Below are 21,313 nucleotides of genomic sequence, written 5' to 3' on the forward strand. Positions count from 1 at the left end.
TTTTATTATCAAAATACTTAATAATGGAAAAATAAAAAAATTGTTGTTAAGGTAATGGTACTTGAGGAGGTTTTATTAATGAAAGTACTTATTATTGGTGCCCATGGTAAAGTGGGTCGTTTGTTAGTTGACGAGTTGAAAGCTAGAAAGATTGATTTTGCAGCTGGTTTGCGTAAAGAAGAACAAATCAAGGCTTATCAGGCAGATGGCATTCCTACTCAATACATTGATTTAACAGCATCTCCAAAGGATATTCAAAATTCTATCGCTGAATCTGGTGCTGATACGATCGTCTTCTCTGCTGGTGCCGGTGGTGCTGGATATGACAAGACAATTGAGATTGATTTGGACGGAGCTATCAAGACAATGGATGCCGCTCAAATTCTTGGCATCAAACGTTATGTTATGGTCAGTGCTGTTTACAGTGATGATCGTACTAAGTGGGAAGCTTCAGGAATCAGACCTTATTACGTAGCTAAGCATTATGCTGACAAGTATCTTCGTAGCACAAACTTAGATTACACAATTGTTCATCCGGGAACTTTGACTGATGATCCTGCAACTGGAAAGGTTAATATCCAAAGTAATTATGAAGGTGGTTCTGTAGCTAGGGCTGATGTTGCTAAAGTCATTGCTCAAGCTATCCAAACTCCATCATCAATCAAAAATGAATACAACTTCTCTGCTGGAGATCAAGCTATTCAAGACGTTATTAGATAAAAAAAAGGAGCCCAAAAATTAGGCTCCTTTTTGTATATATTAATTAAAGTCAGCATCAGCTAAACTCCATTCCAAAACTCCAGTATATTTACCAGCTTCGTTCAAACCAGTCTGTTTTAAGATAACGCCTGTGTCATCTTTCCAAGAATCAGAAATTGTTTTTATGGTTTCTTCAGAATAACTGTGATTATCTTGTTCAATCAAAGTTGGGGAATCATCTAGAGCTGATCTTTGATCGTCATCAATATAAAGCAAACTACCGGCGAATTGTTCATTGTCGTCAGTTTTAGTTAGGGGTGTGACCACACGAGTTCTTAGCTGCCAAGGGTTGTTACGACTAGTTACTTTGACGTAGCCATCATCTTTACGGTGAATGTAGTCAGCTTTGCTAGAGTAATTGATGTCGTTGAAAGAAATACTCTTAGAAGCATCGACTTCAAGAATTTTATCTGGAACTACTTCGACGAAGAATTGAACGTTGTTAGAGACTTTAGAATCCTTATCGGTTATTGTAATTTCAATTCGGTGAGGATTATTTTTTTCTAACGCGAAAGTATCCCAGAAGTCACTTGTCGAATCAAAAATAGTTTCGTTGATGGGAATTTTGATTTTTTCAGTTGTATCGTTGCCAGTGACGTTTAGTTTACTTTCAATTTTTCGTTCATTATCGATATTTATATCAACAATCAATTCATCTCCGGGGACAAATTTTTGTTCAGGATTGTAAGATAATTCGATAGGCAAAGTGATATTAGGATTATCTTGTTGGAAACGTAATGTATAGTTCTCTTCAAGCCCTTTAGCCATTAAGCTCCAGTTCTTCTCATAGCGGATGTTGAATTCAGGAGAACTAGTTGAAATAATGGCATTGCTACCGTTGAAATAGGCTGGGGCTTTTTGAACTAGATGGTCTTTCAAGTCCTTATTAATAGCTGTTCCGAAAATCTTAACATTGGTAATTTTGTTATCAGCGTTGTCGAGATCTTTGGAAAGTTTTTTGTTAATTAAGCGGCTGTTAATGGCGACTTTGGTACTAGTACTTTCAGCTTGACCACTAGTCAAAGAAACATCTGAAACTAATAAATCGTCTTGAGTGCCATCTTGATATTCAATGTAGCCGATTCGTTTTCGTCCGGGAGTATTGGGACTATCTTCTTGGCGAAAATCTAAGTAAGTTTCCATGTCGGGAATTTGGATAGCCGCAACGATGTCTTTCCAAGAAGGCTTTTGTGAATCAGGAAGAATCTTGGAATCAGATTTAGTGTCGTCGTCTTTGGCGTGACGAATTTCGTAGTTTAAATCAATCGAGTCACCACTGTTGACGTCAATGTCAGTTGATTGGTCAGTGATAGTTTTGTTTAACGTATTATCAGTTATTGAACTTTTAGCAATTGGGTTAGGGGAGTCTGGGAGAGTTTCTAGTTTGACGTATTTGTCAAAAACGGTGCCTTGATTAGAATCATTATTTTGTCCCAGAGTACTGTTGGCTCCAGTAAAGCCCCAATAAACGTTATAGTTACCATTGTGAACATCAAATGTACTCATTGGAATTTTTATAGAAGAATCTACACGCTTGAAGTATCTGTTACTAGTCTTATTTGTATTTGTGATACCATTTTCATCTTTGTCATTAAAAGAATAGCTTAAAGTTCCGGCAAGAAGATTTTCATCTGGTTCCCAACTTATTGTTACATGATGCCATTTTACACCATGTCCAAAGTAATCTTCATCATCGATTAACTCAGCTTTTTGTATATTAGAATGAAATAATCCCATAGTTGAAGAGACTTTATCATTTTCAAATTCAGTAGGTAATGAAGTGGTTGGAAAGATGTTTGAATATGAATATGGAGAGTTAGGTAAAGCAAATGCAATATGTCCTGTAGAATCACTATCCATAGTATTCCCGTTTGCCTTTATTCCTAAGAAAGATTCTGGTAATAGAATATTGTCAGGAAATCCAACATCGGTAGGAGATTTACCGGCATTTTTTAAATTTCCATCAAAAGAATGAGAAGTAACATATTTATCAATTGAAGCAATACCAATCTTGTCAGTTTTGTATTGGAGAATTATAGGGGTTGAATCATCTCCAGTATCACTTGCTTTATTTACACGCGAATCGAATTCTAATGCAATGCTATTTTTAATTGCAGTATTAGAAATAATATCAGATGTAGCTGGAGTCACAGAGATACCAAGATTGATTATAGATGTATAATCTAATCCATAAACACCTAAACCTTGTAAACCTGCACCCATGGCTGTTGTTTTACGAGGATCGTTTTGCAATACAAAAGCCATACCTTCACCATTAGATAATTTCGAATTATTGTATTCCCCGAATGATAGCCATGCTGATATACTTTGCTTTTGTGATAAATCCCACATTTTGTTATCTCTAGACCAAATTGTTCCGTAAGTACCAATATTTTTTGTGTGCATATCATAGACTAAACCCATTGATTTCTTTTGATCACTACCAGGGCCACTAGTGAGTTTGATAGTTTCGTTGTTTAAAATAGTAGTACTGTTTGTTGTAAAGGGATTTGAACCGTTTGGTGGATTAATGACTGTTGGTGTACTAATAACCATATAGTCATTCAGTGGCAACCCCACAGGTTCAGCTTTAACAGTAGTCAAAGATATAAAAAAATTTGCAAATAACACAAAAAAGGATATAAAAATATATCCAATCAGATGCTTATGATGTCCTTTCATCAAAATTCACTCCCCGAAATGTATATTCATTGTATACAATAGTATATCAAGATATGAATACGCTTTCATTCCGTTTATTAAAAGTTTTATTCTTCCTAAATGAAACACAAAAAAACCGATCCTTAAAAAGGATCGGCAAAAGTTAAGCCATCGTATCTTCAACGACGTATTCATTTTTATTTTTGAAATTAGGAAGAATTTTATTCTTAAGTTGTTGATTCTCAAAGATAACTGCATCGTAAGGATGATTCTTCAAGTAACGGGCAACCTTATTAGTAAAATAATTAAATTTCAAAACATCATGCTTATTGGATTTTTTGGAAAATTTCTTAAAAAATGAATTCAAAAGTGAATCAAAAAGTAAAATCCGCTTAGGTATTTCAATCGACTTAGTATTTCTCGTATACCAAATCTTTTGAGTTCCTGGGGTAAAAATGACATCAACATCACTATTGTAGGGAATCTTATTGATATCTAAAGCTACGGCAATAACTTTCTTTGTCTCTGACATAATCTAAGACTCCTTTCTATAACTTCAACTGCATATTAGCATAAGAAAAATTATATTATTTAAAGATTGCTTGATGATTTTGTGAAGATACGAGCTGAAGCTTAAAGGAGTAAGGGAAGAGCTATATATACATTCCGTCATTCCTGTATATATTCTAAGATATCACCGGGCTGACAGTCTAGTGTTTGACAGATTTTTTCTAAGGTTGAAAAACGAATTGCCTTAGCACGTCCATTCTTTAAAATTGAGATGTTAGCTTGCGTTATACCAACCTTTTCAGCCAATTCGGTAACGGTCATATTTTTTTTGACTAATAGAAGATCCAAATTTATTTTTATCATTTTGACCTCCTATATCGTTAATTCATTTTCTTGTTTAAATTGAATCGAATTGATCAAAATTTTTTCCATGACTGAAATAAAAGCAGCAATTGCACTAGGGAAGAAAATAAATCCTAAAGCAACAATAATCAATCCAGGAGCATCGTCTATATCGGCGGCCTGATAAGCTATTGGTAAAATTGCTAGGAGAACAACTGAACAGGCGATGAACAGATAACGGACCATTCTAACGAAATGTAATGCCTGTTGGGTAAAGAAATTGTGGTTGTCGATCAATTTGAAAATCCTAAATAAGTAATAACTGATGACAAGGACTAATAGACCCACAGTTAAAAAGGTCACGCCAGCAACTGTTGTTAATAAGTCAAAGGGATGATCTTGGATAGCGTTGAGCATGCTCATTGATAACATGACTACGAAGAATAAAACAAAAGCATCTATAACCAAAGTAACAATTTTTAATAAAGTAGTTTTGATTTTCATAATCGAAATCTCCTTTGTGATTAAGGATATTTTAGCTCATTTTATATCGATAAACAATATATTTTTATCGAAAAACAATAAAGAATATACATTTTAATATTAAGCTGTTTATTTTTGAAATAAATTTTTTATAAAAAATGACTTGACGAGCATTGAAGAAAACGCTATCATAATGCTCGTAAACAAAAAGCGTGTTACTGATTCGATCAGGCATAAACCTACTAACTTGTTACACTATAAGTGTAAAATTAGTGGGTATTTTTTTTGAGGAGGGTATATTTTTGAAATTTGTCAAAAATTATAATAATAATGCCGCTCTTGTCATCGATGATGAAAACGTTGAATGGATGATTGTTGGAAAAGGAATTGGATTTGGCAAGAAGCCGGGTGATTTGGTGGACGCATCAAAGATTACTCAAAAATTCAAATCAGTTAATAATGATGAAATCGATACTTTAAAAGAGTATGACGAAGACATTATTAATGTAACGACTGACATTGTTCAAGACGTCGAAGCTTTCTTGAAGGTTAAATTCAATGACTATCAATATTTGATTTTGGCTGATCATATCAATTTCGCGTATAAACGTGCTAAAGAGCACATTGAGTTTACAGATCGAGCAGTTAGTTGGGAAGTTAAAAAATTATTTCCTAAAGAATATCAAGCTTCTGCTCGAGCTATTGAAATTATTCGAGAAGATTTGGGCGTCATATTTCCAAAGGGTGAATTGGTTTTTCTAACTTATCATTTCGTTAATCTCGAAAACGAAAAGGAAACTTTGCAAGATACGATTCAAGTATCAAAGATGATTGCGGATATTATTAATATTATTCAAATTAGTTATCACACGACTTTGGATGATGAATCATTCAATTACAGCCGTTTGGTTTCACATTTGCGATATTTTCTAATTAGAAAATTAAAATCAAACAAGACTTCAACTGAACAATTGGATCCGAGTTTATTGAAGTTGATGATTATGAAGTATCCCGATGAAAATGCGACAGTCCAAAAGATCTCAACATTTTTACGCAATACTAAAGGATGGGCACTTTCCCAAAATGATCAAGTTTACTTGATTTTACACGTTTGGCGAGTGACACATCGTAACAATTAAATAAAATAGCGTGTTACTGTTCGGCAGGCATAAGCTCAAGATTTACATTACTCAACACTTTTGGTGTGGGGATGTTGTCTTGAGCTTTTTTTGTTGGAGAAGGAGGATATTATGATTAAAGATTATGACGGCTTAGCTAAAAAAATAGTTAAGTTAGTTGGTGGCAAAGACAATGTCAAAAGCGTTGTTCACTGTGCTACTAGATTACGTTTTAAATTAAAAGATGAGAAAAAAGCCGGCACTGAAGAATTAAAAGATACAGACGGTGTCGTTACAGTTGTTCAAAGTGGTGGTCAATACCAAGTTGTTATTGGTAATGAAGTTGCCGATGTTTACGACCATGTTATCAAAGTGGGTGGTTTCCCAGATGGTGGAGCTGTTCCCGATGATTATGGCGAAGAAGACGAAAATATGAGTCTTCTTGATAAATTTATTGATTTGATTTCTGGTATTTTCGCTCCAGCCTTAGGTATTTTGGCTGCTACCGGGATGATCAAAGGTTTGGCAACAATCCTTTTGACTTCCGGATTAATTACTAAAACCTCTGGTACATACGTAATCCTTTATGCCATTGGTGATTCATTCTTCTACTTCTTACCAGTTATCTTAGGACTTTCAGCTGCTAAGAAATTCGGTGTTGATCAGTTTATCGGTATGACGATCGGTGCGGTTTTGGTTTATCCAACTATCGTGGCCTTAAATCCTACTGCTGTAGCTGGTAAACCACTTTTCACATTGTTCTCAGGAACGATGCTATCTTCACCAATTCACATTACTTTCTTAAAGATTCCCGTAATCATGATGAACTATACTTCATCAGTTATTCCAATTATCGTAGCAGTGTGGTTAGCTTCTAAAGTTGAAGGATACTTTAAGAAGATTGTTCCAACTGTTGTTAAAACATTCTTAGTTCCGTTCTTTACTTTATTGATTGTTGTTCCTTTGACATTATTAATCATTGGACCTATCACTTCATGGATTAGTGATGCATTAGCTGCAGGTGCTTCAGCTCTATATAACTTGAGTCCAATTATCACCGGTGCTGTTCTTGGTGGTTTGTGGCAAGTACTCGTTATCTTCGGATTACACTGGGGACTTGTTCCACTACAAATGCTTAATTTACAAACACTTCACAGTGATCCAATTCTAGTTCTAACAATTGGTGCTTCATTTGCTCAAATCGGTGCTGTTTTAGCCGTTATTATGAAAGTTAAAAGTAAGAAAGTTAAAGGTTTAGGTTGGTCTGCTTTCTTATCAGGTATTTTTGGTATTACTGAACCAGCCATTTATGGTATTACTTTGCCACGTAAAAAAGTTTTCGCTATGAGTTGTGTCGGTGCCGCTATTGGTGGTGCTGTTCTAGGTCTATTTGGTACTAGATATTACATGACTGGTGGTCTAGGTGTCTTCACATTGCCTAGTTTGATTGGCCCTAAGGGTATCGATATGGGATTCTATGGTGCCTTGATTTCATTTGTTGTTTCATTCTTATCAGGTTGGCTTTTGGCTTTATTCTTTGGTTTCAACAAAGAAGATTTGAAAGCTGAAAACTCTAAACCAGAACATGTTGAAAATACAAACGCAGAACCACAATTAGCTACAGCAACATTAAATTCAGATTCAGCTACAGCCACAGCTGCTCCTGAAACTGTTGAGAAAGATCCAGTTACACCCGAAACAATCGTTAGTCCAATCAAAGGTTCTGTTGTTCAATTAGCAGACGTTAAAGATGAAGTGTTCTCTTCTGGTGCTTTAGGTAAGGGAATTGCTATCATGCCAGACGAAGGTAGAGTTTATGCCCCAGTCGATGGTAAAGTTTCAGTAGTCTTTCCAACTAAGCACGCTATTGGTATCAACTCTAAAGATGGTGCCGAATTATTGATCCACATTGGTATGGATACTGTTCAACTAGAAGGTAAAGGCTTTACTAGCCATGTTGAACAAGATCAAGAAATTAAAAAAGGTCAATTGTTGATGGAATTTGACGTCGACGGTATCACGGACCAAGGTTATGACGTAACAACTCCAATTATCGTAACAAACAGCAAGGACTATAACGATGTCGAAGTTGTTGCTGATGGTCAAGTTAACGACGGCGATAATTTGATTAATTTGAAATAGACTTGTTTTCAAGTTGAAGAAAACGTTACCATATTAATAGATTGTAAAGAAGGAGAATTTAATTATGACAGTATTTCCAAAGAACTTTTTATGGGGTGGCGCTACTGCTGCTAACCAATACGAAGGTGCCTGGGACGTTGATGGCAAAGGTGTTAGTACAGCCGACCTCTTATTAGGTGGTACATATGAAAAGCCACGTGTCTTCACTAAGACCGTTAAACAAGGCGAATATTATCCATCTCACCAAGGTAGCGACTTTTACCACCACTACAAGGAAGATATTAAGTTACTAGCAGGTATGGGCTACAAGACTTACCGTTTGTCAGTTGCTTGGACAAGAATTTTCCCTAACGGTGACGATGAACAACCTAATCAAAAAGGTTTGGACTTTTATCGTAATGTCTTCGAGGAATGTCATAAATATGGTATTGAACCATTAGTAACAATTTCTCACTACGAAATGCCTTATCACTTGACTGAAGCCTATGGTGGCTGGGGTAACCGTAAGGTAATCGACTTTTATGTTAAATACGCTAAGACTTTGTTTACAGAATACAAAGATCTTGTTAAATATTGGTTAACATTTAATGAAATCAATATCGGTATGATGTTTGGTGGCTACATGTCACTGGGACTTCCAGTTGAAGACGGTGCTGCACCATTCAATCCTAAGATGAGTAACGATGATATCCAAGCTAACCTACAAGGCTTGCATCACCAATTCGTTGCCAGTGCTTTGGCAGTTAAGATTGGTCACAAGATCAATTCCGACAACATGATTGGTTGTATGATTGCTGGTAATGTTAACTATCCACTAACATCTAACCCTGATGATATTTTGAAAGCTCAACTAGCTAACGAAATCAACAACTACTATTGTGGTGATGTTCAAGTTCGTGGTGCTTATCCACACTTTGCCAAACGCTTCTGGGATGAACATGACGTTAAATTAAACATTACAGCTGAAGATAGTGAAGTTCTTAAAGAAGGTACAGTTGACTTCTATAGTTTCAGTTACTACTCATCAAACGCTTTGACAACTGATGAAAGTAAAGCTGACGCTGCTGGTAACTTTAGTACTGGTGTGAAGAATCCTTACTTGAAGTACAGTGAATGGGGCTGGGCTATGGATCCTAAAGGTCTACGTTGGTACTTGAATGATGTTTACGGACGTTATGGTATTCCTATCATGGTCGTTGAAAATGGACTAGGCGCTCGTGATGAAGTCAAAGCCGATGGTTCAATTGATGATGATTATCGTATTGAATATCTCAAGGGTCATATCGAACAAATGAAAGAAGCTATCAAAGATGGTGTCGATTTGATTGGCTATACTCCTTGGGGCTGTATTGATTTAGTTTCTGCCGGAACTGGTCAAATGGCAAAACGTTATGGTTTCGTTTATGTAAATCGTGACGATAACGAAGAAGGAGACTTCAGCAGAACTCCAAAGAAGAGTTACTACTGGTATAAGAAAGTTATTGCTTCTGATGGGGAAGATCTAGAAAATAACTAAGCATCTGGATTGCACGTTGCTAAAAAATCTTTCATAATATAGGTGAAATCTCAAAGCAAAGAGGTAATAATTTTATGAAAGACAAAGTACCGAGGTTTTCGCTTAGAGTATCGATCCTAATATTAATCGTACTAGCAATAATTTTGTATTTCTTTAACCAACCAAATGCGTTCTTAGCATTGTTTGCGGTCGTGGTGTTATCGATAGTTTATTTAGGTGGTATGGAGAAGAATCACGAAATATTCATGCGACATCATAAACGTTGGTTGTAAAAAAATGAATAATAAATATCGACAGAATTGCATTTAAAAGCAGTTCTGTCTTTTTTTGTACGTAATTTTTTCTTTAATGTAGGAAGAAATATGATAATATATTTCATGTTGATTCAAGGGGGAAAATATGAAATCAAAGCGAGTTATATATATTGATGTTATTCGTGTTGTGGCTATGATTTTGGTTGTTTTGGCACATTCTTGTTCAGTCAGGATTGCTACGCCAGATCATTCTTTTTCATGGTCAGTGACAAATGTTTTAGTGGGGATTACTGAAGTAGCTGTGCCAATGTTTTTCATGATAAGTGGGGCTACTATTCTAAATAGTAAAAAAACGACGAATGTAGGATATTTATTCAAGCATCGTCTAAAGAGAGTTATCGTGCCATTCATCATTTGGTCGATCATTAGTGCTTATCCGGTAAGTAAGATTGATGGTATTTTTAATATTCACCAATTCTTAGTAACAGTTTCTTTAATTTTTCACCAACCAGTTTTGATGGCTTATTGGTTTATTTATTCATTATTTGGATTGTATCTGATTTCGCCATTCATCAAGCTATTGGTTGACCATATGGATGAAAATTTATTACGTTATCTTTTGTGGTTATGGATGATTGTGGATATTACTTTACCAGCAATCGGTCAATTTACGCCACCAGCAATTGGTAACGTGTTTAGCTTGTACAGTATGGCCAAAATTATCTTATCATCTTATTTAGGATATTTTGTTATGGGTTATTTATTGACCCACGACACTAAGTTGAAATTCAATTTGTTTAAATATGTAGGGATTATTGCTCTTTTATTCGTAATTAAAGTGGCAGTAAGATTTATTCCAGCACAAAGTCCATGGGCTTTCTTGAATATCGCCTCTTCATTGAGTACGCCAGTGATTGCTGTCATGCTGTTCATGTGCTTCAAGTCATTTGAAGGCAAGTACTCAAGTTGGCTTACGAAGTCGGTGGAGTTCATTGCGCCATTAACTTATGGAATTTATTTATCACATGGATTGATTATTAATTTTATCGGTAAATTTATTAGTCCTAATAATTATCCAGTTGTCTTTGTGGCCACATTAATTTTTTCAATAATTATGATTTACATTATTAAAAAGATTCCAGTAATTAAAAATCTTTTGGCATAATTATCCAAAATAATGTAATCGCTTTATAAATCTTATGAATTGTTTAAACTTTTTCAAGAAAAGAAGGTATTTTGTCCTTCTTTTTTTTGTATTTCTTGATATGATAAAGGTGTTTAGATATATATATAATTTATCAGGGAGATATATGCTATGAAAAAAATAAAAATGATAGCTTTGACTGGTATTTTGTTATCGAGCACTATTTTAGGGGCAAATACGACAGTTGCACAAGCTAGTTCCAATAAAGCATTGAGCGTTGACAAAACTGAAATCGCTAACAACGTGATTCAAGTTATCAACGAGTTACTGAATTCAAGTTCTACTGCTAGCAACGTTAATTCCCAAACGAAGTTTACTGATCTAGAAGATGGTCAAACGATGAGTGTTGCGCCAATCTTTGGTCAAAAGACTGACACACAATTTGATAAAGTATTGCAAGGAGAACTAAACGTAGTCGACAATAACGAACAATTAGTTCCTATGACTACATCCAATAAGGATTCACATGGATTTCCTGAGACAGTTAAGTACACACTTGATAGTGTTACTAAGACTATTACAGTAAGTTACAATTATGCTAAACCAATTGTTTCATTCACTAATAATAGCCAAGTTATGAATTTCAAAGATGGAGACACTGGTATCGAAGATACTGCTGAAAATTCTGATGTTAAGGCTATTAGTTCCAATGGTGCAGACGCTAATGATAAAGCAAATACTGCTACAGTATCTGGAAAAATGTCTGATGATGGAAAATCGGTAAACTTCACATCTAAAGACAATTATGTTACTAGTGATATTACAGCCACAAGAACAGTTAATACTTATAAAGAACCAGATTGGTCTAAATTAAATGATAGAACTATTACAAACTTTTCTGATATAAATAATCCTATCGTTATTAAAGATGCTAATGGTAATTCATATTTGGTTAAAGCCACTGGCTATACTGATTCTGATGAGACAAATACTTCAATAGAAGGTGTTACTTATGTTGCAACAGCTATTGATGGCGCAGGTAACACCGTTATTTCGGATGCAAGTGGTGACGAAATAACATTTACCGATCCAGATGTACAGAATGTTGCAATTGATGAAAATGCAGTTAATCCAATAATTACTTTTAAAGATAAGACAACTAAAAAAGTATTGGGAACTTATATGCCTGGCACAGGAACTGAAACGATTACTGCTGCTAATATTCAGGAAGCAATGCCTAAAAACAGTACTGTAAGTGGTACAGTAGAGAACTTTACACCAACTACTTCCGATTATACTAAGACTTATTATGTAACTAGAAGTGCTAATACAAATATTAACTTTGTAAGTGTTGTGGGAGACAATCCTACTAATTCAACTACTACTTTAAATGGGAACGATGGCGATACGGTATTATTGACAGATATTCCTAAAGGATATGAGTTAGTAAATAAAGAGGATATGTTGCAAAAACTAAATGCATCTATTCCAACTAAGAACATTTATGTAACACCAAAAACAGATTCCAATTCCTTAAACTACACAGTAACTTTCAGAGATAAGACAACTGGTAAAGTAGTTGGAACTGAGTCTAAAGGTACTGGTGATTTTGGTAGTTACGTTGGTGTTACGGCTCCTGATGGCTATGCTTTAGCATCTGTTATCGACCACGGCTTTATTCTATTAAAGAATGACCAAAAGGTAACGAAGTATGTTGTAGCCGCTGACACACCTTATAACATCTCTTACGTTGATCAAGATACTGGCGAAGAAGTCGGTACACAATCAGGTAAAGGTGCTAACGAATCGAAGATTGTTTTGAAGGCTCCAACTGGCTATGCTTTCGTTAATGCTGACGATATTAATTACACAATCGATAAGGACACACCAACTTCAACAGTTTATGTTCAAAAATCAGACCAAACAGTAGATAATATTGTTTCTGGTTATCCACACAATGGTAATATCAAGATTTATGACGGTAACGGTAAATTAAATGATGATGTAGTTCTTTCTGAAGGTTCAAGTTGGATCATCGATAAGACTGTAACTATCAATGGTGCTGAATACTATCGTGTAGCAACAAACGAATATGTCAAAGCTAGTGACGTTTACAAGTACACACCTCTACAAACGGTAGCGGTAACTAATGGAACAAACGTCACACCAGTTTATAATTCCAAAGGACAATTGATTATCGATCGTGCCCTAGATGTTAATACGCCTTGGTATACTGACAGAAGTGCTACGATCAGAGGTAAGAAAATGTATCGCGTTGCCACAGATGAATGGATCAAAGCAAGCGATTCAACATTAAAGTAAATTCTAAAATACACTGACTTTTGTTGGTGTATTTTTTTTGTTTTGTTCTCGCTTACATTCTGGGTTACACTATAACCAAAAGGAGGCAATAAAATGCGTAGAATGATTAGAATGTTGCTGATAGTTATGGTAGCGGCTTTAGTAGTCGGGATTGTTTCAACATTGAAATTAAACATGTTAATACAGAGTTTGATCTATGCCATAGTTATTGGTTTAGTCATTTATGCAATTGCCAAAAAAAGTTGATAAATAGGGAGTAAATTATGGATAGAAGTATGCAGGGCATGATCATGGGGTTCATCGCCTTCATTGTTGTTTTTGGATTAAGCATGTTGAAGGTCAGTCAAACAGTCATTGGAGCGGTATTGGTTGTAGCCATATTGTTGAGTGCAGTAATTATGCGAAGAATTAAATAGAAGATATTTATTTATCTAGTGAATCAAAATGGCATCTATTCATCAAAAATCTGAATAGATGCCATTTTTTGTATAAAAATTACTGTCTAGTTCGGAATAGCAAAGAAAATTGGTTCAACGGAATATTACTACTATAATTATTTCCAATTAATTTTTGAAAATACTCGCCGACCTAAAACTTCGCGCATGAACATGAATAAAGGCCAAGCAGTCAAGAAAATGGCAATGTACAAGTAAGTGTAGTGCCAATTTAAGATGCTTTGTAAACCAAAAGCTTTTTCACTGAAAATGAAAGTGATGATGAAAAGTGCAAAGGCAATACCAATCATAATTTGTTTTCGAACATACAGAGGATTGGCAATTGAAATCAAAGCGCAGAAACCAATTACACCAATTGTAAAGACAGATAAGGTTGAAGTGATTTCGTAAGAGAAGTTAAAGTGATTTCCCAAAATCGAAATTGCCACGATAAAGGCAATGTTGCAAATAGCCGCTGGTAAAGCAATCTCCATTACGTTATGCATGAAACGACCAGCTGGTGGAGTATAGTTTGGTTCCAAGGCTAATAGGAAAGTTGGAATACCGACGGTCAATGCATTGATTGGTGTTAATTGAGAAGGTTCAAATGGATAGCCAGTTCCCAAAATAATGAAGAGAATTGATAAAACTACCGAATAAATGGTTTTGATTAAGAATAATGAAGCAACACGTTCAACGTTATTGATTACTCGCCGACCTTCATTGAGCATGAAAATCATAGAATCAAAATTACGATTTAGTAAAACAAAATCTGCTGCTGCCTCGGCCGCATCACTTTCACCGGCAATGGCAACACTACAATCAGACTGACGCATAGCCAAAACATCATTGACACCATCGCCAGTCATACCAACGGTTAACCCATTATCTTGCATGGCTTTGATCAATTCTGATTTTTGACTAGGACGAACCCGACCAAAGATCTTATAATATTTAACCAATTCATGATAATCTTTTGTTTCATCAACTTGGCTCATGTCGATGTAGTCATTTCCAGAAGCAATACCGGCTTGAGCAGCGACATTAGCAACAGTAACAGGATTATCACCAGAGATGATTTTGAGATTGATACCTTGGTTATGCAAGTAATTGAAAGTATCAGGAGCTTGTTCTCTAACTTCATCAGAAATTAATAATAAGCCTAGAATCTCTTGTTGAGAGGTTTCTTTGAGTATCGCAATAACTCTGAATCCTTTTTGAGCAGCTTGTTGAATCGTATGGGTTATTTCTGAACTAGGATTTTTAATGATAAATTCTGGAGCACCCATGATGTAGCGTGTATCATCCTTAGCAACGAAGCCAGAATATTTAGTTTCTGATGAAAATGGAATTACTTCTTTCACATCACTTGCAAAGGCCGTTACTTTTAAAGCCTGAACAGCTAAAGCGGTTGCGTTTGATTCTTGAGTAACATCGACAATTTTTTGAGCGATTGCTTGTACATTTTGTTCGCTAGTGTGATAACTGATAGTTTTTTTGACAGTCAATTTGCCCGTTGTAATTGTGCCGGTTTTATCAAGACACAAGACGTCAACTCGAGCTAGAGTTTCAATAGCACTCAAAGAACGGACTAAAATACGTCGTTTAGATAAGTTGTAGGCACCAGTAGCCAAAGCCACGGATGTTAATAAGACTAGACCTTCAGGAATCATACCGATAACTGAAGCTGAAGTTCCCAGGATTGATTTGGCGACATTGTTGTTTTGAGAGTAAGTCCTGAAAAATAGTAATAAACCAATTGGGATGATAGTATATGTTAGAATTTTAATAATATTATTTATAATTTTCATCAAAACACTAACAGAGCGCTTTTCTTTTCCGACAGCTGAAGAAATTTTAGAAACAAAGCTTTCTTTACCAACTTGCGTCAATTGTATTTGAGCTTGGCCGGCAACAACGAAGCTTCCTGAGAAAACCTCATCATTGGTCGTTTTACTGATAGTATCGGCTTCACCTGTAATACTTGACTCATTAGTTTGCAAACCATTAGAAGAACGGATAATGCCATCAGCGGGGATAGTATCGCCACGCTTGACTGTTACGATATCGTCCTCAACTAAATCAGCAATATCGACTTTTTCTAATTGCGCATTTCTAGTAACATTAAAACTGGCTGAATTGACCAGACTGATTTTATCAACGGTAATTTTGGCACGGATTTCTTGATAACTTCCAATAATGATGTTGGCAATCACGGGACCTAGGAAAAAAAGATTTCGATAGGAACCAGTCCAAAAAATTAAAATAGCGATAACTAAATTTAAAAAATTGAACAGAGTGAATAAGTTATCGGCCAAAATTTTAGGAATCGGACGCGATAATTTTTTGATTTGAACATTTGTCAGTCCCCGTTGTACTCGGGAGTCAACCTCTTGATTAGTTAATCCTTCGTCGAGACTGGTATATTTTTGAGGTTGTTTGATTTTTACCATACTCTACCTACGACTGTTAGTTATTTTCTATTGAATGCTATATACTCTTTACATAACTAAATTTAACATAAAAGGATGAAGTAAATTTGAACAATTTGTTTTTTGATTTGGATGGAACGATAATTAATTCTGAAATTGGAATTATGAAGAGCTTGAAGTATATGTATGAGCATACTTTAGGATACGTTCCACATGATGACGCTACGTTGCATACTTTCATCGGACCAACGATCGGTGCATCTTTGCAAAAATACGACCATGTAGCGCCAGACGATCCATTTATTAACCAAAGTATAAATGCTTTCCGTGAATACTATCAAGAAGAAGGTTGGGAACAGTATACTGTTTTCGACGGTATTTATGATATGATGGAGTCCTTGAAGAAAGCTGATAAAGAAATCTTCATTGCGACTTCTAAACCGGAAGTTTTTGCGAAAAAGATTATTGATCAACTAGATATGAAACAATATATACGACATGTTTTCGGGGCAGCTGAAGATGAATCGATTCGTTCTTTAAAAGAGGATGTTATCTCTTATGGAATTGAGAAAACTTCAGTTGAGTTAGACACAAAAAATCTTGTTATGGTTGGGGATCGTAGCAGTGATATTGTGGGGGCACATAAAAATAATTTAAAAGCTATTGGGGTAACTTATGGCTTTGGGGATTATGCTGAATTGAAATCTGCCGATTCAGAATGGATCGTAAATAAACCACAAGAAATTGCTAAACTAGCTATGGAGAATTAAAAATTATGAGCAAGTCATTGTCATATAACAGACACGGTTTTACTTTGATATTATTGTCAATTTGTTTAATGGTCATCGTTTTCTTAGGGATAACTCTGTCCACAGTTTTAAACAGTAACTATGTCAAAAAAGTCGTTAGTAGTGATACTAATGTTACTTTGATCAGAAACTATACGAATCAACGTCTAGGTAGACTGGTCAATAGTTATTCTGTTTCAACTGATTTGTCAGCGGTGAATCTAACTAACAAAGATGTCAGAAGAATTATTAATGTTTCAGTAGACGAAGTGTATGATGATGACTCACAATTAACTATCGGTAGTAATATTTTGTCTACCATTAGTACTAAATTAAAGGACCAAGCTAATAAATACGGTTTAAATATCGATAGTGAGATCGATACGGTTATTAAAAGTAACGAAGGTATAATGAATCAAATCGTCAATAATGATTTAGGACCGATTGAGACCGTTATTGAACGAGTCCAGACTATTAAACGTTTGATCAAGATGATTATGGTAGTTGCGGCTATTTTATTCGTTATTTTAGCGTTACGTTTGCGCGCTAAAGTTGGATCTAGCAAATTGTTTTTCCATCATTTGGGAACAGTTGGAATATGTACATCGATTTTATTAGCGATGCTCCTAGGAGGTACTTATTTTCCATTACAGGATTACATCGTAAACAATATAGATTACAATGTCAGAGATGTATTATACAATGTTCTAAACGGAATATTTATTAGTTATATTTCGATTATTTTTATGGTGTTTATCGTCAGTATTCTGGATTGGGGCAGTACTGTTAAGTATAAATATTAAAAAACAAAATTTGAGGGAACTTGAGGACTTAGTCTTCGAGTTCCTTTTTTTATTAGGTCATAATTATGAAAAAAATACTCTTAAAATACAAAATTCCACTGACATTGGTTTTATTTTTAATAGTTAGTATTCTTTCAATTTATTTAACGGGACTGGATGGGCATATCTGGTCTTTTTTGGAAATGGGTAATGACGGTCGTTTCCATGTTATGAGAATGCAAGGTTTGTATGAAGCTATCAAACATGGCAATTTCTTTCCCATCGTTAATATGTCATTTTTGGGTGGCTTTGGATATATCTCAAATATTTTTTACTCTAACTTATGGCTTTATCCAGTAGCCTTTTTACGACTATTAGGGATGACGACAGTTCAAGCGTTTATCAGTTTTTATGTTTTGCTAAATTTCGTAACATTTGTGATTTCGTTTGAATCTTATTATGTGGTTAGTCGAAGATTTGATAAAAGTCTAATCTTTAGTTTTGTTTATACTTTATCTACCTATCGCATCTTTGATATGGTGCGTCGTTTCGATATCGGTGAAGTATTAACTTTGACGTTTTTACCAATCGTTATTTTAGGGGTCTATGAAATCTTTTATGCAGATAACAGTAAGTGGTGGTATCTGACGATTGGAATGACGGCGGTTATTTATTCGCATGCTTTGTCACCGATATTAATTGCCATCTTTATTTTGTTAGTCGTTATTTTTCGTATCAAAACTTTAATTAAAGAGCCGAAAAGAATTTTAACGTTGATTTATTCAGGATTATCGTCGTTATTATTGAGTTTAGGTTATTTTTTGCCGATGTATGAACAATTGAAACATACTCAATTTAAATTAACGCATTCTCCATTGATTTACGTTTCCCAAGGTAGTATGCAAATTCCTAATTTAGTTAAATTGAGTTTGGAGAATGATCTTTTTAAACAAAATATTGGGATTTTGATGTTATTGATGGCGTTAATAATTCCAGTAATAATTTGGAAAACGGTACCAGCGATTCGCGACTTTGCAATTATCGGTGAAATTTTGTTATTGATGACGACCGATATTTTTCCATGGAACTTATTTATTCATACACCTTTGAATATAATTCAATTTCCATGGCGCTTTAATATGTTAGTGACAATTTTATTTGCGGTCGTTTTAGCCAGTGATCCTTGTAATTGGTTGAATCGTTTTTGGAAAAAGGGAGCACTTATTAGTGTAACGATCGCAATGATTTTCGTGGCTGAATTTAGTTTGGTTACTAACCATCCAACTCAAGATGATAGCTATGCTGCCTTTAATAACCTAGATGTTTACAGTATTGGTGCAGGACAAGAGTATTTGCCTAAAAATGCTAATTTGGGGCAATTGCGTAGAACAAAACACGTACCCGAAGTTAAAAGTGGTTCGATAAAGATTAAAGATTTTCAACAAAAAGGTTCTTCACTAAAGTTAGATTTTAACGCTACTAAAAGTGGCAAAATCGATCTACCGATTATTGGATATTACGGATATACATCCAAATCGTCTACTGGAAATGTTTCGTCAGTGAAAATGGATCAAACTAACAATGGATTGGCTCAAGTGAAAGTCCGTGGTAGCGGGATTTTAAGAGTTAATTATCAAAAAACTCTTGTTCAAAAAATCAGTAAATTGATATCTTTAATCAGCTTTTTAATAATGATTATTTATCTTTTTCGTCAAAATAGAGTTTCTTCAAAACTTGAATAGTGAGTATAATATGTGATATTGCATGTACAAAGGAAGGCATTTATTTTATGCAATTGAGTTTTTTGAAGAAAAAGTCTACTAAGAAAATCACAATAATTGTATTTACAATTTTACTTTTCTTATTGGTTAGTTTTTTAGCACTTTATCAAACGCAGTTTTATCATGGAAAAATTTGGTCTTATTTAGGTACTAGTGATGATCGTTTTCACATGATGCGGATAGAGGGCTTGTATCATTCATTACAACGACATCAGTTCTTTCCATTTGTGAACATGTCATTCATGGATGGTTTTGGATATATTGTCAATATCTTTTACTCTGATTTCTTGTTGTATCCTGCTGCGTTTTTACGCTTGATAGGATTTTCAAGTGCCCAAACTTTGATGGGATATTATTTGTTCGTCAATTTTTTGACCTTTGGAGTTTCCTTTTTGTGTTTTTACAAAGTCAGTCAAAAGTATCTCAATAGTTTAGTATTTAGTTTTGTCTATACTTTATCGACTTATCGTTTGCACAATTTATTGTTCCGTCATGACTTAGGTGAGGTCGGAGCTTTCATTTTCTTACCCATCGCGATGTTAGGTATTTACGAAATCTTTTATGGAAATCGTAAGAAATGGTGGTATTTGACTTTCGGAATGACAGCAATCATATATTCGCATGCAATTTCGCCAATCCTTGTTGCTATTTTGATAGTTATCATTGGCTTATGTCAGTACAAAGAGATTCAAAAACATCCTAAACGTTTGTTGTCATTAGGTTGGGCAGCGTTGTGTTCTTTGTTACTATCAGCGGCGTATTTCTTACCCATGATTGAACAATTGCGACATACGAAATTTGTCTTAACGCAGTCGAATGGAATTTTACCAAAGGGTGCTACAAGTTTCTTTGATATGAGTAAATGGAGTTTGAATAACGGTCTAGGTGAACCTAATATTGGAATAGTCTTATTCATTGCAGCCGTCGTAATAGTGTTGTCATTTACTAAAATCAAAAATAAAGCTGTCAAAGACTTTGCACTAATAGGTGTTATTTTATTGCTCTGCAGTACTAAAGTATTTCCTTGGGTAATTTTAAATCATACGCCATTCAAAGTAATTCAATATCCTTGGCGTTTTGATATGTTGATTACTTTGTTATTAGCTATTGTGGTAGCGAGCGATCCACTAAAACTCTTTAATAGTAAATTGGCCAAAAGTGGTTTGATTTTCTTCACATTGTTGTTTGCTATTTCAGCTAGTTATCGTTTGGTACAAGGTTCGTCACTACAATTTGTTGATCAGAGTGAATATAATCAACTAGAACCCTTTAGTATTGGCGCAGGACAAGAATATTTACCTCAAGGTACAAGCTTAAGTGATTTACAAAGAATGCCTCATAAGCCGCAAATAACGGCAGGTAAGGCGAAGATTAGTCAGTTCAAGCAATACGGTACACGCTTGAGTTTTAATTTTAGGAATGCTAAGAATGCTAAAGTAGATATTCCTATCATTGCTTATTATGGTTTTCAATCTACTCAATCGGAAGGTAAAGTATCTAGCTTGCAAGTAGATAAGACTAACAATAATTTGGCTCAAGTAACGGTCAACGGCAGTGGGAAAGTCGTCATTGACTATTTTGAAACGATGACTCAAAAGGTTGCACGTCGTATTTCATTCTTATCGTTGCTAATCATGATAGCGATAATCTTTATTAATAAATTGAATCTAGTAGACTTTGGAAAAATCGAAGGTCTACGTTCTAAGGAATAAACAAAACGGCTGATCCATCACAGGGCTTGTGCTATTTATTCAAATTGATACAAAATCAAAATAAGCATCTACTCAGATATAGTCGATTAACTATTATCTGAGTAGATGCTTATTTGCTTTGCCGTGGAGGACG

Annotated in this window: 17 protein-coding genes; 12 read left to right on the forward strand and 5 right to left on the reverse strand. The window is 34.9% G+C overall.

Features of this window, described 5'->3' with window-relative positions; all coding sequences use genetic code 11:
• Nucleotides 1-78 precede the first annotated feature (78 nt).
• A complete protein-coding gene (locus FFM65_RS00560) occupies nt 79-720 on the forward strand; it encodes an SDR family oxidoreductase (protein ID WP_119317164.1) in 642 nt (213 codons plus the stop codon).
• 39 nt (nt 721-759) lie between these two features.
• Here FFM65_RS00560 and FFM65_RS00565 read toward each other — a convergent pair whose 3' ends face one another.
• From FFM65_RS00565 to FFM65_RS00580, 4 genes are all read right to left on the reverse strand, one after another.
• Entirely contained in the window at nt 760-3,363 is a 2,604-nt protein-coding gene (locus FFM65_RS00565) for a hypothetical protein (protein ID WP_137610088.1), read from the reverse strand.
• A 220-nt stretch (nt 3,364-3,583) separates the two neighbouring features.
• Nucleotides 3,584-3,952: a hypothetical protein gene (locus tag FFM65_RS00570; protein ID WP_119317166.1), complete on the reverse strand. Its 369-nt coding sequence runs from the start codon at nt 3,950-3,952 to the stop codon at nt 3,584-3,586.
• Between the two features lie 137 nt (nt 3,953-4,089).
• On the reverse strand, nt 4,090-4,293 hold the full coding sequence (locus FFM65_RS00575) for a helix-turn-helix domain-containing protein (RefSeq protein WP_119317167.1): 204 nt from the start codon (nt 4,291-4,293) through the stop codon (nt 4,090-4,092).
• A gap of 9 nt (nt 4,294-4,302) precedes the next feature.
• Entirely contained in the window at nt 4,303-4,776 is a 474-nt protein-coding gene (locus tag FFM65_RS00580) for a DUF2975 domain-containing protein (protein WP_119317168.1), read from the reverse strand.
• Nucleotides 4,777-5,057: 281 nt separating this feature from the next.
• Between FFM65_RS00580 and FFM65_RS00585 the strand changes: the two genes are divergently transcribed.
• From FFM65_RS00585 to FFM65_RS12055, 7 genes are all read left to right on the forward strand, one after another.
• Nucleotides 5,058-5,894 (forward strand): PRD domain-containing protein, encoded by an 837-nt coding sequence (locus FFM65_RS00585; protein ID WP_162897861.1) that lies wholly within the window; start codon nt 5,058-5,060, stop codon nt 5,892-5,894.
• Between the two features lie 111 nt (nt 5,895-6,005).
• Nucleotides 6,006-8,015: a beta-glucoside-specific PTS transporter subunit IIABC gene (locus FFM65_RS00590; protein ID WP_119317170.1), complete on the forward strand. Its 2,010-nt coding sequence runs from the start codon at nt 6,006-6,008 to the stop codon at nt 8,013-8,015.
• Between the two features lie 64 nt (nt 8,016-8,079).
• The gene (locus FFM65_RS00595) at nt 8,080-9,531 is read left to right on the forward strand and encodes a glycoside hydrolase family 1 protein (RefSeq protein ID WP_119317171.1); all 1,452 of its coding nucleotides are present in this window, start codon (nt 8,080-8,082) and stop codon (nt 9,529-9,531) included.
• 399 nt (nt 9,532-9,930) lie between these two features.
• Nucleotides 9,931-10,950, forward strand: a complete 1,020-nt coding sequence (locus tag FFM65_RS00600; RefSeq protein WP_119317173.1) for an acyltransferase — start codon at nt 9,931-9,933, stop codon at nt 10,948-10,950.
• 150 nt (nt 10,951-11,100) lie between these two features.
• Entirely contained in the window at nt 11,101-13,251 is a 2,151-nt protein-coding gene (locus FFM65_RS00605; RefSeq protein ID WP_119317174.1) for an SLAP domain-containing protein, read from the forward strand.
• Between the two features lie 93 nt (nt 13,252-13,344).
• Nucleotides 13,345-13,497 carry a hypothetical protein gene (locus FFM65_RS12050; protein ID WP_162897862.1) on the forward strand — a complete coding sequence of 51 codons (153 nt, stop codon included), beginning with the start codon at nt 13,345-13,347 and terminating at the stop codon, nt 13,495-13,497.
• 17 nt (nt 13,498-13,514) lie between these two features.
• The gene (locus tag FFM65_RS12055; protein WP_162897863.1) at nt 13,515-13,667 is read left to right on the forward strand and encodes a hypothetical protein; all 153 of its coding nucleotides are present in this window, start codon (nt 13,515-13,517) and stop codon (nt 13,665-13,667) included.
• Nucleotides 13,668-13,804: 137 nt separating this feature from the next.
• On the opposite strand, the gene FFM65_RS00610 is transcribed toward FFM65_RS12055, so the two are convergent.
• Nucleotides 13,805-16,138, reverse strand: coding sequence for an HAD-IC family P-type ATPase (locus tag FFM65_RS00610; RefSeq protein ID WP_119317175.1), 2,334 nt, complete (start codon nt 16,136-16,138; stop codon nt 13,805-13,807).
• Nucleotides 16,139-16,224: 86 nt separating this feature from the next.
• Here FFM65_RS00610 and FFM65_RS00615 point away from each other — a divergent pair, with 86 nt between their 5' ends.
• The 4 genes from FFM65_RS00615 (at nt 16,225) to FFM65_RS00630 (ending at nt 21,180) form a co-directional block, all read left to right on the forward strand.
• Entirely contained in the window at nt 16,225-16,887 is a 663-nt protein-coding gene (locus tag FFM65_RS00615) for an HAD hydrolase-like protein (RefSeq protein WP_119317176.1), read from the forward strand.
• A gap of 5 nt (nt 16,888-16,892) precedes the next feature.
• On the forward strand, nt 16,893-17,708 hold the full coding sequence (locus tag FFM65_RS00620) for a hypothetical protein (protein WP_119317177.1): 816 nt from the start codon (nt 16,893-16,895) through the stop codon (nt 17,706-17,708).
• Nucleotides 17,709-17,812: 104 nt separating this feature from the next.
• A complete protein-coding gene (locus tag FFM65_RS00625) occupies nt 17,813-19,429 on the forward strand; it encodes a putative glycosyltransferase family protein (RefSeq protein WP_137610089.1) in 1,617 nt (538 codons plus the stop codon).
• A 47-nt stretch (nt 19,430-19,476) separates the two neighbouring features.
• Nucleotides 19,477-21,180 carry a YfhO family protein gene (locus tag FFM65_RS00630; RefSeq protein WP_119317179.1) on the forward strand — a complete coding sequence of 568 codons (1,704 nt, stop codon included), beginning with the start codon at nt 19,477-19,479 and terminating at the stop codon, nt 21,178-21,180.
• Nucleotides 21,181-21,313: the final 133 nt, after the last annotated feature.

This window comes from Companilactobacillus formosensis, from assembly GCF_005405305.1.
Taxonomy (GTDB): domain Bacteria; phylum Bacillota; class Bacilli; order Lactobacillales; family Lactobacillaceae; genus Companilactobacillus; species Companilactobacillus formosensis.